General features: G+C 44.4%; 9 protein-coding genes. 6 read left to right on the forward strand and 3 right to left on the reverse strand.

Features of this window, described 5'->3' with window-relative positions:
- Nucleotides 1-23: 23 nt before the first annotated feature.
- The 3 genes from DSL64_RS08825 to DSL64_RS08835 all read left to right on the forward strand — a co-directional run bounded on the left by DSL64_RS08825 (nucleotide 24) and on the right by DSL64_RS08835 (nucleotide 4,132).
- Entirely contained in the window at nucleotides 24-1,634 is a 1,611-nt protein-coding gene (locus DSL64_RS08825; RefSeq protein WP_229217008.1) for a RagB/SusD family nutrient uptake outer membrane protein, read from the forward strand.
- Nucleotides 1,635-1,767: 133 nt separating this feature from the next.
- Nucleotides 1,768-3,228 carry an amidohydrolase gene (locus tag DSL64_RS08830; RefSeq protein ID WP_115830371.1) on the forward strand — a complete coding sequence of 487 codons (1,461 nt, stop codon included), beginning with the start codon at nucleotides 1,768-1,770 and terminating at the stop codon, nucleotides 3,226-3,228.
- Nucleotides 3,229-3,409: 181 nt separating this feature from the next.
- Nucleotides 3,410-4,132: a hypothetical protein gene (locus DSL64_RS08835; RefSeq protein ID WP_115830372.1), complete on the forward strand. Its 723-nt coding sequence runs from the start codon at nucleotides 3,410-3,412 to the stop codon at nucleotides 4,130-4,132.
- 72 nt (nucleotides 4,133-4,204) lie between these two features.
- On the opposite strand, the gene DSL64_RS08840 is transcribed toward DSL64_RS08835, so the two are convergent.
- Together DSL64_RS08840 and DSL64_RS08845 are read right to left on the reverse strand one after the other, a co-directional pair.
- Nucleotides 4,205-5,968, reverse strand: coding sequence for a RagB/SusD family nutrient uptake outer membrane protein (locus DSL64_RS08840; RefSeq protein ID WP_115830374.1), 1,764 nt, complete (start codon nucleotides 5,966-5,968; stop codon nucleotides 4,205-4,207).
- A 31-nt stretch (nucleotides 5,969-5,999) separates the two neighbouring features.
- Nucleotides 6,000-9,257 carry a SusC/RagA family TonB-linked outer membrane protein gene (locus DSL64_RS08845; protein ID WP_115830375.1) on the reverse strand — a complete coding sequence of 1,086 codons (3,258 nt, stop codon included), beginning with the start codon at nucleotides 9,255-9,257 and terminating at the stop codon, nucleotides 6,000-6,002.
- 319 nt (nucleotides 9,258-9,576) lie between these two features.
- On the opposite strand from DSL64_RS08845, the gene uvrA reads away from it, so the two are divergent.
- Nucleotides 9,577-12,438, forward strand: a complete 2,862-nt coding sequence (gene uvrA / locus DSL64_RS08850; RefSeq protein ID WP_115830376.1) for an excinuclease ABC subunit UvrA — start codon at nucleotides 9,577-9,579, stop codon at nucleotides 12,436-12,438.
- 265 nt (nucleotides 12,439-12,703) lie between these two features.
- Here uvrA and DSL64_RS08855 read toward each other — a convergent pair whose 3' ends face one another.
- Nucleotides 12,704-13,303, reverse strand: coding sequence for a thymidine kinase (locus DSL64_RS08855; protein ID WP_115830377.1), 600 nt, complete (start codon nucleotides 13,301-13,303; stop codon nucleotides 12,704-12,706).
- Between the two features lie 112 nt (nucleotides 13,304-13,415).
- Between DSL64_RS08855 and DSL64_RS08860 the strand changes: the two genes are divergently transcribed.
- Both DSL64_RS08860 and DSL64_RS08865 read left to right on the forward strand, forming a co-directional pair.
- Nucleotides 13,416-14,525, forward strand: a complete 1,110-nt coding sequence (locus DSL64_RS08860; RefSeq protein ID WP_115830379.1) for a DUF8457 domain-containing protein — start codon at nucleotides 13,416-13,418, stop codon at nucleotides 14,523-14,525.
- A 64-nt stretch (nucleotides 14,526-14,589) separates the two neighbouring features.
- Nucleotides 14,590-15,471, forward strand: a complete 882-nt coding sequence (locus DSL64_RS08865; RefSeq protein ID WP_115830380.1) for a PorV/PorQ family protein — start codon at nucleotides 14,590-14,592, stop codon at nucleotides 15,469-15,471.
- Nucleotides 15,472-15,473: the final 2 nt, after the last annotated feature.

Here is a 15,473-nt window from a genome sequence, read left to right on the forward strand (position 1 = left end):
ATAAGTTAAAAATATTTCTTTCAATGTTGATTTTGACCGGGATGGTATCGTCCTGTAAAGAATCGCTGGATGTAAAAAATCCGAATCAGCCTTCTTCGGAAGCAATGAAAACGGAATCGGGGCTCATTTCTTTCGGTCTGGGCGTGTATGTGTCCGGCTTTAAGAATATCAAATTCTATGATGGCGTGCCGGGATATTTCTGGTCGGGCGCGATTGGAAATCATGAGTTGATGGGAGACGTGATCGGGACTGATATAGCCAATATTTTTATCAATCAGATCGGTTGCCCTGACCAGGTTACGCTGGACGACGGAAGTGTTCTGCTCAATCCCAATTCGCCGAATAAGCAGATCGAGTTCATCAGGATTACCGCTAACGTGAATTCTACGGGTTATCAGAATTCAACCTATTACGAATGGGGTTATATGTATAATCTGAACAATGCATGTAATACGATTCTGGCTAATGTGGATGCCATTACGTACACAGGTAATGCGGATGTGAAAAAAGGTTTGCTGAAAGCCTGGGCGCACTGGTGGAAGGGATACGCATATTCAAGAATTGGTTCTATGTATTATGCCGGACTTATTGTGGATGCTTCAAATGGCGAAAACCTGAATGGAACCAATGGTAAATATGTAACCAAAGAAGCCATGATTACCGAAGCAAACCGTAACCTGGATGAGGCTTCACGTATATTGGGAACATTGACAGAAGGAGACGATTACACTACGACTATGCAAGGACTCATTCCTTCTTTCAACCGCGTAGGAAAGGGAGGAGTGCTCACGCCTGCGATGTGGCAACGCAACATCGCAACGATGAAAGCGAGAAACATTCTTGTGAATACAAAAGTGAGTGAAATGTCGGCTGCAAAATGGGCGGAGATTAAAACTTTGACTGACAATGGTATCAGAGCTACTGATTTTGTATTTACAGGACGTACTAACACCAACGGAGATTTCCTGGCGCCTACAACAGGGAGTGTATCTGCAAAAACTGCAGGGACATCTACCTACAAAATCACGGAAAGGCTGATCCAGGATTTCAAAGCAGGAGATCAGCGTTTTACCAATAATTTCAAACAGAGAGCTTCTACCTATATTGGTGAAGTGGCCCGTGGAAATGCATTTTTCACCCGTTGGGAGTTGATTGATCGCGGATCAGTTCCTGGGGATTCCAAGGTAATTCAGTTTGCCAATCAGACTGCGGGCGGTTACGAATTGTTCCTGGCTGGTTCTTACGAAGAAAATGCACTGATGCAGGCAGAAGCGCTGATCTATACCGGAAATATTGAAGGAGGGCTGGCCTTGATTGATGCCGTGAGAATTGCACAGGGTGCCAGTTTGGCTGCTACTGTAGGTAAAGGTTTGACACTGGCTGAAGCCAAAGAAGAACTGCGTCGTGAGAGACGTATCGGATTGCTATTCCGTGCTTTGTCTTTTTACGATGCCAGACGTTGGGGAGTGATTGAAAACGGCCGTACGGGTGTGGTTGCGCTAAGCAGAGCTGGTATTGTGAGTACGAATGCAACGATCAAATATAACTATCTGGATTATTGGGATGTGCCTGATAATGAAATCACTTACAATGCTCCTACAGAGGGTAGTGCAGCTGTGAAAAATCCGAAGTAAACTTATCCTCTATCAAGATAATCCAGGTATACATGTTATTTTGTATACCTGGATTGCCGGTTTCAGAACATGAAGACAGGTACATTCGAAAAGCATTATCTGGTTATATTACGATTAACATGATTGAAGATTTATGAAAAGTAAAAATATTATTCTCCTTGGTTTATTAGGGTTCGCTGCTTTTGAGAGCTTTGGACAAGACAAAAAAGCGGCAGCTGAACAAAAGCAGATTGTTGACGGATTGGACAAAAAGAAAGACCATTACGCTGGAATTTCCAAACAAATATGGGATCTGGCGGAAGTGGGCTATCAGGAATACAAGAGTTCTGAAATTCTTCAGGAGGAATTAAAAAAAGAAGGTTTTGCTGTTGAAAAAGGTGTTGCCGGCATTCCAACTGCCTTTGTTGCGACCTATGGCAGTGGAAAACCAGTGATCAGTATTCTTGCTGAGTTTGATGCGCTACCGGGTATGGCACAGGAGGCTGTTTCAGAAAAGAAAATCATAGAAGGACAAAAAGCAGGGCATGCATGTGGACATCATTTATTTGGTGCTGGTTCAGCCGCGGCGGCTATTGCTGTAAAAGACTGGCTGAAAAATGGCGGAAAAGCCGGTACGATCAAACTCATGGGATGTCCTGCTGAAGAAGGTGGTTCGGGCAAGGTGTATATGGTTAGGGAAGGCATTTTTAAGGATTCTGATATTGTGTTACACTGGCATCCATCGGATCGGAATGGTGCTAATCCTTCCAGTTCACTTGCCAATATTTCCGGGAAATTCCGCTTCACAGGCATTGCCGCACATGCTGCAGGAGCACCCGAGCGTGGGCGTTCTGCGCTGGATGGAGTAGAAGCAATGAACAATATGGTGAATATGATGCGTGAGCACGTACCACAGGAAACACGGATACATTACGTAATCACACGTGGAGGTGAAGCGCCCAATGTAGTGCCTGCATTTGCGGAAGTATATTATTACGCGCGGCATCCGAACAGAGAGGTGGTGCGGGATGTATGGAGCCGAATGGAGAAGGCAGCCGAAGGTGCAGCTATGGGAACCGGCACCAAGGTGGAACTGGAAATTACAGGTGGTGCTTTCGATTTGCTTCCTGTGGAGTCGTTGGCTAAAGCGATGTACAAAAATCTGGAAGTTGTAGGAGGAGTGAAGTATACGCCGGACGAAGCTGCATTTGCGGAAAAACTCGCGCCGTCGCTCACCACTCCCGGTAAAGCAGCGCTTGCTTACACAGAAGCTGAGAAAGTGATGCCCTTTTCTACGAAGCTGGAAAGCATGGGAGGTTCTACAGATGTGGGCGATGTAAGCTGGGCTGTACCCACAGTAGGCTTGGGTGCTGCTACCTGGGTACCAGGCACTCCGGCGCATAGCTGGCAGGCAGTTGCCGCGGGAGGTATGAGCATAGGTCCCAAAGGAATGATGGTAGCTGCCAAGACTCTTGCACTTACCGCGATCGATCTGTTCAAAGATCCTGCGCTGATTAAAACTGCACAGGCCGACTGGCTCAAAGCGAGAGGAGAAGACTTTAAATATGAGGCTTTAGTAGGCAACCGTAAACCGGCATTGGATTACAGAAAATAAGTGTGAACACAAATCAGGTAAAAAAACAATACGGTCGCCATGTTTTAGTAGTTTTTTTACTTGATTTGTGTCTATAAGTTACTGTTATTCAGGTATATTTACTGATATGCATGCCGTAGTTGTACTCTAAAAGATAACATGTAGATAGGATACTTTTGTTTTTCACAAAAACAGCTGTCCTATGAAATCCATCTATCATTTCTCAATCATTATTTTGGTGAGTTTATCTGTATTCTCTTGTAAAACCACCTCCATTTTAAGAACAAACTTCAACGCGTCAGAAATTGGAGTTACCCCTGCACACGATCTTCCGGGTGCTCCGTCCGGCGACAGAGTTGACTTTAATGATGCATTGATCCCTGGTCTGAAAATTCGTCAGTGGAATACTTCCGGAACAAAAGGGTTGGAATATTCTCAGGTAAATACAGGAGATCTTTCCGGGCATTATACCTGGTTATCATTCAGAGGAATTTCTACTAATTTCGCTGAAACAATTTGGTACATATACAGTGCCAGGCACAATTCTTCTTCGGGAGATATTCTCACCGATCTGACGGACGGAAGTGGAGTTCCTATCGCCAGAATGCGGATTACTTCGTCGGGTGCTGTGAGCCTTATCAGTGGTGACTGGACCACATCACGTGTTATTGGAAATATTCCTCCCGGTGCTGTTCATTCCGTGATTTTCACAGTATTAGCTTCGCAGTTGAAATATAACTTATTGATTACTTCACCGGGAAGAGAGCCAATTAAGGTGACAAATGAGCCGATGATGACAACAAGTGCGCTGAATTTTCACAATCCTGCTAATCCTTCAATCAGTTTCCAACATAGTGATCGAAGTGGGCAGGATAGCAAATACACGATTGAGAGTATTTCAATTTCCAGAAAAGATCCGAATTGATCGTTATGACTGGTATCAAAATAAAAGACCAGCACGAACGGCTGGTCTTTTGTTATAAATACTGGTCTTTAATCAGTATCCGGGGTTTTGTACAAGTGTTGGTTTTCCATCCAGCTGGCTGTTCAGGATTTCATCCTGTGGAAGTGGATAGTAGTTGTTTTTGGACGTAAATGTTTTTCCTGCCATGTATCCACGTTTTCCAAATGTACGTCCTGAAGGTTCTTTTCCTGCTACGGCTTCTTCAGCTGCATATTTGTTAAGCACTTTTTCTGCTATGCCCCAGCGAACCAGGTCAAAGAAACGGTGTCCTTCCATTGCAAATTCCAGACGCTGTTCCATACGTACTGCATTTCTGGCGAAATCCGCTCCTTTGCCGGCGAAGGTACCTGCAGTATACGGTTCAACTTTGTAGTTAATACTCGCATCCTGAACAGAGCCTGTTTTTGCACGGTTACGGATTTGGTTTACATAACCCTCAGCCGCCGCCAGATTACCAAGTTCTACCTCAACCTCAGCCAACCAAAGTAACACGTGTGAAAGCTTGATCATACGGAAGTTGTTGTTGACGTTTCTCCTGCTGGTAGAGTGCGTTGTGCTGTTTTCTTCACCTACATAGTACATCCATTTTTTACCGGTAAAAGGTCCGGCATAAGCCTGATCACGAATCCAGGAAGCACCAGGCATAGGGCCCCAGTCAAGGAAGGCTACACCACGACGGCCTACGGTCCAGTCAAGGCGTGGATCTACGGGCACAGTTTTGTCGACTGTATATGCTGCAGCTGCAGCAATGCCCTGGTCATTAGGAAGATCCACTTTATTATACGTGTCTGCTGAGCCATCCGCAGCGTTCCCGATCATCGGCAAACCGTTTTCAGTTTTAAACGCATTCACCAGATTGTGCGAAGGTTGGTAGAAACCGCAGCAGCCGCGTCCTGGAGCACCGGCAGAATAAGGCCAGTTAAGGTTGTCTCCCGCATTACCGTTGTTCCCGTTTGTACCGTCATTTACTGAAAACTGAACTTCAAAAATGGATTCAGTATTGTTGTTACCGGCAGTTCTGTAGTTATCATGATAGTTGGCTACCAGTTTTTTCCCTGAGTTGGTTAGCACATCATCCAATAAGGTTTTTGCCGCAGCCCATTTTTTCTGAAACAGATAAGTTTTGGCAAGAAAGGATTTCGCAGCCCATTGCGTTGCTCTTCCTTTTTGAGACTGTACCCCAGGAAGGTTCTTCGCTGCGAAATCGAAATCAGCCTCAATTTTACCCCACACATCTGTCGTATTTGGGATTTTGGTTGAATTCGGATCAGCGGATTTGTATATAACCTCGTCTATAAAAGGAATATTGTTCCACATTTTCTTTGCTTCAAAATGGTAGAAACCTCTCAGAAAACGTGCTTCGGCAATCACCTGTGTTTTCTCAGCATCTGTCATATCCATAATGAGCGGGCTGCTAACAATCTGGATTACTTCGTTACATCTGGAAACACCATCATATTGGTGCCACCATTTTCCGAGAAAATAGGTGTTATCCGAAAGCCAGTTGTATTGTTCGATAAACGACTGTTCCGGTTGGTCTCCCGCATCTGTTCCTTTTACGGCGTCATCACTGGAAATACCACCGAATACATAATTGGATACGGTCGACTGGCGGCCCGTGTTTCCTGAACCTACGCCATCTACAAGGGAATAGGCACCGATCAAAAGTGCGTTGACACCATTCTTATTACTCAATTGCTCAACCGAAGCCCGTCCTTGCGGTTTCAGGTCAAAAAAGCTGTCGGAGCATGAAAAGCTCAGTCCCGTCAGTATACAGATTAATGCTATCTTTTTCATTGTAATGCTATGAAATGTTAGTGTTGGGACCTTAGAAACCGAAACGCAGACCTACCAGATATGACTTCGAAACCGGATAAGCTCCTTCGTCTACACCCAGGTGCTTATCTTCGTTATCATTGCCCGATCTTCTCAGGTTGATATCAGGATCAAGTCCGGTATACTTCGTGAATGTGAACAGGTTTTGTCCCTGAACATAAATTTGAGCAGAACCAATCTTCACTTTTTTCAACAATGCTGATGGTAATGTATAAGTCAGCTGAATATTTTTGATACGGAAGTAAGAACCATCTTCGAGGAAGTAAGACGATACCTGCTGGCTTGTCGCATCTCCGGAATTAAGTCTTGGAAGTTTGGCATTATCACCTGATTGTTTCCATGAATTGTACAACATATCTTTCGACCTGTTACCCTGGAAAACGTTGAAATCTGTCCAGTATCTTGTGTAGTTGAAGATTTCGTTTCCATAAACTCCCTGTCCGAACACGGCCAGATCAAACGCTTTGTAACCAATATTCAGGTTAACCCCATAGTTAAAGTCAGGGTGAGGATTTCCGATAATGGTACGGTCGGCTGCGGTGATGATTCCATCTCCGTTCACATCTCTGAATTTGAAAACACCTTCACGGGTATACGATCCAAACTTAGGAGCAGCATCTGCTTCAGCCTGATCTTTAATTACACCATCCACGAAGTATCCGTAGTAGCTGGCAATCGGATAGCCTGCCTTTGTTGCCGACATGGCCGGAAGACGGGTAGAGAAACCGAAGATAGTTGCATTAGGGTCATTGTTAAGCTTTACAACATTGTTTTTGTAGTGCCCAAAATTTACGCCCAGTGCATAGTAAAAGTCACCTTTTTTATCTCTGAAGTTCAGACCAATGTCGAAACCTTTGTTGGTCACCTCCCCGATGTTTGTATATGGAATTGTACCTGTACCAGCTGTTCTTGGCATGGCAATCTGCGTCAGCATATCCGTTGTTTTGCGGCTATACAAATCGATTACCGCCTCCAATTTGTTGTTCAGTAATACCGCATCAATACCAATGTTGGTAGAGGTGTTCGTTTCCCATCTTCCGTTTGCATTACCGAATTGAACAAGGTCAAATCCGCCAACAATGGATGAACCCGTACCATTGATATCGTAACCATTGTTTTGCGGATCGGCGGCATACAATGTGTAGGCGTTGTAAACATTAGGAATCAGCTGATTACCCGTTTTGCCCCATCCGAAACGTACTTTCAAATCATCCAATACCTTGCGGGTTGGTTTCATGAAGTCAAGTTCTGTCATACGCAAACCCAGGGAGAATGCAGGGAAGACACCATATCGATAAGCCTCTGAAAAACGGGAAGAACCGTCGCGGCGCAGGGTGAAGTCTGCCAGGAAAAGATCTTTGTAACCATAGTTGATTTTACCAAACTGAGAGAACAAAGCACTCCGGATAGCTCCGGCTCCTGCATTGGCCAAACCAGCTGCCGAACCTGCATCAAGGTAACGGTAGTCAACATCATCAAATGCAAAACCGCTACGACTTGCCTGGAAAGCTGCGGAATAAGTTTTCACAGCTTCTGTTCCTACCAATAAATTGAAATTATGCTTTCCGATAATTTTGGCATAGTTCAGTGTATTGAACCAGGTGAAAGAGCGATCCAGGTTGTTGATCACATTAAGACTGTTTGCATTTCTGGCTTCAGCTGCTTCAATATCTCTGTGGAAATATTCGGACCGGTTAGATTGATTGTATTCCAAACCAAAACTGGTACGACCTGTCAAACCCGGAAGAATATCGATCTGAGCATATGCGTTGCCGAATACGTGCGTGCCTTTTGTGATATTATCTTTCTCGCGGTAAAGTCTTGCCAATGGGTTCGGCGCATTTCCAAGGTTGCTGCCTCGGCTACCTGCAAATCCGTTGTAGGCTGATGTATTTGTTCCTCCCAGTGCAGTGGGGCCTCCCGTGATGTCGAATACCGGAATGATCGGGTGCACGCGAATGGCAAACATGATCGGGTTACTTTCGTCATTGTTTGTAATTCCCTGGCGCTCATCATAGGAGAAAGTAAGGTTCTCCCCTACAGTTACCTTGCCTTTGGTGAACTCAGTGTTGGCGCGGATTGAGTATCTCTTGTAATTGGTATAACGCAAAATCCCGTCTTGCTTGAAATAATTAGCTGAGATTGCATACTTGGCTGTATTCGAACCGCCACTCGCGCCGATCTGATAGTTGGAAATAGGAGCGGGGTCAAAAATAACATCCTGCCAGTCGGTACCTTCCTTATTCGCTTTGGTAATGTTGAATGCTGTCTTTCCAAGGTTAGGGTCAGCAATATCATTTGTATAAGTGTAATTGGAAGGAAGTTCACCAAATACGTTTGGATAAATGTAGTCGGCGATGGTCTGGTTGCCTCTGTCATCGAACTTATACTGAACGGATGGTGAAGTAACCGAAGGGTTTTTCCCTGCACCAAGCTCCGATTGGTAAAGATATTCTCCCAATTCTCTTGTGTTCAGCAGGTTCAGCATTTTGCCGGGGCGCTGTGTGCCTGTATAAAAATCAAAAGTGATATTGGGAGCACCGGGCTTCCCTTTTTTAGTCGTGATAATCACAACGCCATTCGCTGCACGTGCACCATAAATGGACGCGGCAGATGCATCCTTAAGAACCTGCATGGATTCGATGTCATTGGGGTTCAGCTGGTTCAGGGTACCTTGCGTAGGAACACCATCAATTACATACAATGGACTGTTGTTGTTGATGGAACCAAAACCTCTGACACGTACCATGGTGCCTCCACCCGGAGAGTTGTCGTTGCCGACAGTTACACCGGCAGCACGTCCCTGGAGCATCTGAGTAACACTTGCAGCAGGCACAGCTGTAAGTTCTTTGGGACTGATAACTGTTACCGCACCGGTAATATCCTGTTTGCGCTGTGTAGCGTAACCGGTTACAACAACTTCCGTGAGGCTTTTTACATCGTCGGCGAGGGTAACATCAATGACAGATCGGTTGCCCACTGTTATTTCCTGCTTAATAAAACCGATGGAAGAATATACAAGGACAGCACTTGCACTGCTCGCTTGAATAGAATAGGTTCCATCTGCATCGGTAACTGTTCCGGTATTGGTACCTTTCAGTTGGACATTGATACCGGGAAGTCCTGCGCCGTCCACGGCTGATGAGACTTTTCCCGTCACTTTTTTGTCTTGCGCGAAGACATCACTGCCCGGCAAGGTGGCCATTAATACGATTATAAACCATACAAGGACTCGTAAATTTTTTTGCATATAGATAGGGGTTTCTGGTGATAAAATTGTACCATTTTTTGCAAGAATTGTGTCAAAAATAAATATATCGGTGACAAAACAATATTAAAAAGTAATTAATTAAAGAAAAAATATAATTATATAGATGGTTACAAAGTGATCCTATCCTGTTAATGTGCAAATCGGCAAACGTTTGCATGCTTAGCACGATTCTTGCTTTCGTACCAGAAACAAATTGGGTTCAGTCCCTGGAAATAGGCTGAAATTTTTGCAACTGAACGACTAAATTTGTGGTTATTCTATCAGCGCCGGATACAACCGGGGTTCAAAAACCAAAGGAATGAGCGTGGAAAAAACGAATGATACCGGAGCGGGCAATCAAGATCTAATAGAGGTTCAGGGAGCACGTGAGCATAATCTTAAAAACATTGATGTCAACATACCACGCAACAAACTGGTAGTAGTTACAGGGATAAGTGGCAGCGGGAAATCATCCCTGGCTTTTGATACGATTTACGCTGAAGGACAACGGCGTTACATGGAAAGTTTCTCTTCCTACGCCCGGGGTTTTATCGGTGAAATGGAGCGGCCTGATGTAGATAAAATCAGCGGATTATCGCCTGTAATTAGTATTGAACAGAAAACCACATCGCGCAATCCGCGCTCTACAGTAGGAACTGTTACAGAGATCTACGATTTTCTCCGGCTGCTCTATGCACGTGCCGGCGATGCTTACTCATATGTAACGGGCAGGCGGATGGTGAAGCAATCTCAGGATCAGATCGTCAACCAGTTGATGACGCAGTTTCTGGGAAAGAAGATCATGCTTCTTGCGCCTGCTGTGAAAGGAAGAAAGGGGCATTACAGGGAGCTGTTTGTGCAGATTGCACGAATGGGTTACACAAAGGTTCGTGTGGATGGTGAGGTTCAGGATATTGCTCCTAAAATGCAATTGGATCGCTACAAGGTACATGATATTGAGATTGTTATAGATAGGATTATTCCTAAAACCGAAGAGCAGGATCCACAGTCGCGCTATAGATTGAGCCAGTCTGTAACCACTTCTATTAAGCAGGGAAAAGGAGCTCTGATGGTATTGGATGATAAGGGAGAAACTTATTATTTCTCACAAAATCTAATGGACCCTGAGTCTGGCATTAGTTATGATGATCCTGCACCTAATGCATTTTCTTTCAACTCTCCCTACGGCTGGTGTCCTACCTGCCAGGGATTGGGTGTGGTGGAAGAAATTACAGAAGAGGCGATTATGCCCGATAAGTCTTTAAGTATCAGTAAGGGAGGTATTGCTCCGATGGGTGAATACCGCGATGCGTGGATTTTTAAACAACTCGAAGTACTTCTCAAACCTTTCAAAGTAACACTCGCTACTCCTCTTGCCAAGTTTCCGGAAGAAGCATTAAAGGTTGTGCTGTATGGCAGTGAAGATGCTGTACCGGTTCCTTCCAAAAAATATCCGGGGACGGAATGGGAAACAAAGTTTGACGGGATCGTCAACTTCCTGAAAAGGCAACAGGAATCTGGCAATGAGAAAATTCTGGATTGGCTTAAGGATTTTATGGTGATCCGGACTTGTCCTGAGTGTAATGGAAAACGATTAAAAAAAGAATCTCTCCATTTCAAAATTGATAAAAAGGACATTTCAGAATTGTCCGATATAGATGTCAGAGAACTGGCTAACTGGCTCGAAGGTCTTGAAGACAGATTGGAAGACCGTCAGCAGGTGATTGGTCATGAAATTCTCAAAGAGATCAGGAAAAGGGTAGGATTTTTGCTGGATGTAGGACTTGACTATCTCACACTGAACCGCGCGCTCCGGACTCTTTCAGGCGGAGAAGCACAACGGATCCGTTTGGCTACGCAGATTGGAACGCAGCTTACAGGTGTATTGTACATCATGGATGAGCCAAGTATAGGGCTGCACCAGCGTGACAATGTTCGCCTGATCAATTCATTGAAGAATCTACGTGATCTGGGTAATACTGTTCTGGTTGTGGAGCACGATAAAGACATGATGCTGGCTTCGGATTATATTCTGGATATTGGTCCGGGTGCAGGAAGGCATGGTGGTAATGTAGTGGGCTCGGGTACGCCGGAAGAGTTTTTAAAAAATGGCTCTTTGACAGCTAATTACCTGAGTGGAAGAGATGGAATTATAGTTCCGAAGAAACGCAGAAAGGGAAATGGACAATCGATTTCTCTGAAAGGTTGTACAGGGCACAATCTCAAAAATGTGAATATGACTTTTCCGCTGGGGACGATGATCTGCGTGACTGGCGTGAGTGGAAGCGGGAAATCTTCTCTGATACATGAAACGTTGTTCCCTCTTTTGAATCAGCATTTTTATAGATCCAGAAGAGAACCGCTACCCTATAAAAGTATTGAAGGACTTGAACATATTGATAAGGTAATTGAGGTTGATCAGTCACCGATTGGTCGTACGCCCCGTTCGAACCCTGCGACTTATACCAATCTGTTTTCAGATATCCGCACGCTTTTTGCCGAGTTGCCGGAAGCGAAAATCCGGGGTTACAAACCAGGCCGTTTTTCATTCAATGTAAAGGGTGGAAGATGCGAGGATTGTGAAGGTGCGGGTATGAAAAAGATTGAAATGGATTTTCTGCCCGATGTGCACGTCAACTGCGAAACCTGTAAGGGAAAGCGGTTCAATCGTGAAACTTTGGAAGTACGTTTTAAAGGGAAATCGGTTGCCGATATTCTGGATATGACGGTTGAAACTGCGCTCGAATTTTTTGAAAATCAACCTAGAATACTTAGAAAAGTTCAGACTTTAAATGATGTAGGTTTAGGCTATATTACCCTTGGGCAACATGCTACTACATTATCAGGAGGTGAGGCGCAACGTGTAAAACTTTCGGAAGAGCTTTCAAAAAGAGACACAGGCAAGACCCTTTATATTCTGGATGAACCTACAACGGGTTTACATTTTCAGGACATACGTCATTTGCTCAATGTATTGAACAAGCTGGTAGAAAAGGGAAATACGGTTTTAATTATTGAACACAACCTGGATGTGATTAAAGTGGCTGATCATGTGATTGATGTAGGACCCGAAGGCGGAGCGCTTGGTGGCCGGATCATCGCTGAAGGAACGCCTGAAAAGGTTTCGAAAGTGAAAGGCAGTTTCACCGGTTACTTTTTGAAGGAGGAGCTGAAAGGGTAGTTCTGTTTTAGAGATTAATTCAAAAGTCCACTACAGGCCATTCAGAATGGGTTATAGTGGACTTTTTGTAACCGATTATATTTGCACAATCTGTTTGGGTTTTTATTTCGGTGCGCTGCACCCTGGAGCATCAGGCTCAATGATAACCCTACAAATAGTAAGGTGCTCTGCATCTTGTTCAGTGATGTATTTATGTGTTTTCCCTGACAGGATTCAGTTCTTGAGTTTAGTAAATGACAGTAATGGGAATTCGATTATAAAACCGTTACCCTTTCCCCGAAACCGTATCTCCCAAATTGAAACATCTGCGGCAACGGGCTTCGTAGGAATCTGTTTCGCCTACCAATACCTGTTCTTTGGATGCAGCAAGGCGATAGGAGTGAGATGCCACTTCTCCGCACACCATGCAGATCGCATGTACTTTTGTCACAAATTCAGCCATGGCCATCAACTGCGGCATGGATCCGAATGGCTTTCCCAGGTAGTCCATATCCAGTCCTGCAATAATGACCCGCTTGCCCGAATTGGCCAGTTCATTCACCACGTCCACAATATTTTCATCGAAAAATTGCGCCTCATCCACACCAACTACTTCACAGTCGCCAGCCAATTCTGTAATTTTAGAGGCCTGATCTACCGGTGTTGAGTGGATATAATTATCGTTATGTGAAACAATGTTCTCATGATGATAACGTTGATCCATGGTAGGTTTGAAAATCTGTGTTTTCTGCTTTGCAATTTTTGCCCTGTTCAGCCGGCGGATCAGTTCTTCTGTTTTGCCTGAGAACATGGAGCCGCAGATTACTTCAATCCAGCCCGTACGTGGAGTTTGGTGCGCCCTTCTGTTTAATGGTTCAATGAACATGTAATGATATAATTGAAATGGGCCTGCCAGCCCGTAACAGCTAATTTTATTTTATCTTTACAAAGCAAACATATTTTTATTAAACACTTTCGTTAAAAACGATCTTATTCGTATGCCGAATAACCTGAATTCAATTGCACTCAACCAATATGCTACCCGGTTTTCAACCACCATTCTGAATGAGGTTTTCCGGTCGCAAGATATAGTTACAGGATCCGAATTACTTAAGCTTACTCCGGTAAGACAGGTGAATCTGGGAATATTAAACCGTTTGTTTGAACAGTGGAAAAGTAATGCGGAGTCTTTTCGTAGTCCGTATTTTGACTTTGACAATGAGGAGGTAAAGCAAGCTTTGGAAGCGTTTATGAATACTGCTTCGCGCTACATTGCCGTAAGGCGGCCAGCCCTGGAACCTTTACTGCTGGAATCCGTAAAGGAGGCATTAAAATTACTTTTTACACCGGAGTTATATCTGGAAGATAAAATAAGAACGACTCCTGACGAAGAATTTACGCAGGCCAAAGCGGAGCATCTTGTAAAATATACGCAGATACACAGAAAACTGGGAGAGGCTTTATTGGAAAAACTGGTTGAAAGTGGTGCAGAATCGGCGTATCAGACTCAGGCAGCCAGCTGGGTATATGAGCTAAAAAAAGATGAGTCATTACTGGATGATAAAGAACCTTACCTGGCTCAGTTTGCCGAAGTATTTCCAATAAACCTTTCTGAACTGATCATTAAAGATGAGCCTGTTAGCATTGCTCCTCTAAATAAAAAGGCGGAAGCACCTTCCTTTTTTGATGCAGCTTTTGGCGAGCAGGAAGCTCCACAGGCCCGACCAGTCTCACGTCCTGAGCCAGGTGCTACGATCATTTCAGAAATTGTAGCTCAGAAAAAATCTGCTGAAAGTGAATCATTGAATAGCAGTTTCAAGGTGGAGGTACCAAAGGCTTCAGATGATAAAGCTTACGGAACAATCCCTGTTCGCGTTGAAAGCATTGCAGCGTCGATTCCTTTGGGACAGCGTTTCATGTTTGTGAATCAGCTTTTCAATAAGAATAGCGAGCATTTTGAAAAGGCAGTGTATGAGCTGGACGCTGTCAAGACCTTTGAAGATGCCCAGAACCTGATCTGGCACAGGTATGCGTCCAAATATGCCTGGGATGTAAACGGGGAAGCGGTAAATGCTTTGCTGAATATTGTCAAAAGGAAATTTAACTGATATTGCATAGCTGATACAAAGGGCCGTCGGTTGACGGCCTTATTTTCTTACTGTTGCTGTAAATATGAAGGAACTACCTGACTATTTATCTCAACAGAAAAACTTCATCTTTTTAGTATTCTTCCTCAGCATACTGTCTGTCGACGGCTATGCCGACTTTCCGTTTCCTATCGGTGCCAGATCGTGGGGACTTGCCAATGCTTCTGTAGCAAGGCGGGATTACAGTTATGGATTTGTGAATATGGCCGCGTTGGGTGGTGCGCAGGAAACCAGTGCATTTTCTTCGTATAGCTCTCATTTTGGTTTTGAAGGCGTTGGTACATTTGCTGCGGGAGCTATTATGCCTGTAAATGAAGACTTGGGTGTAGGATTCACGATTCAGCGATTCGGAGACAAACTCTATAACCAGTCAGCGTTGGGACTAGCGGCCGGACACCAGATAGGGTGTTTCAGCTTAGGCTTAAAAGTCAATTACATTCAGAATGCAGTGTCGGCGCCCTCTCTTTCCTTTTCTCGCCATGCGATTGTCTTTGAATTTGGTGGTATTGTCACCTTGTCGTCAAAGCTGTTTTTCGGAGCACATGCTTACAATGTAACGCAATCCTCCTATTCCGGAGATTATGGCAGGCGTGTGCCCACCATCCTGAGAACTGGTTTCACCTACCAGCCAGAGAATAATCTTGCTTTAAGTGTTGAAATGGAAAAGAATACGGATCAGCCGTTAGTTTTCAAAACAGGATTAGAGTATAAAGTATGGAAACAGCTTTTCTTGCGGACTGGTGTAGCGTCCCGTCCTCTGACGAGTCATTTCGGTGCAGGATTCAGGGCGCGCTCCTTTCTGATTGATTATGCCGTACATACCCATATGCAACTGGGCTTATCGCACCATCTGTCACTAGGCTATGTGTTTGCAGAAAGGAAAAAGGGTGTGGAAAAGATCGAATAATG

This window comes from Dyadobacter luteus (assembly GCF_003383615.1).
In the GTDB taxonomy this organism is placed as follows: domain Bacteria; phylum Bacteroidota; class Bacteroidia; order Cytophagales; family Spirosomataceae; genus Dyadobacter; species Dyadobacter luteus.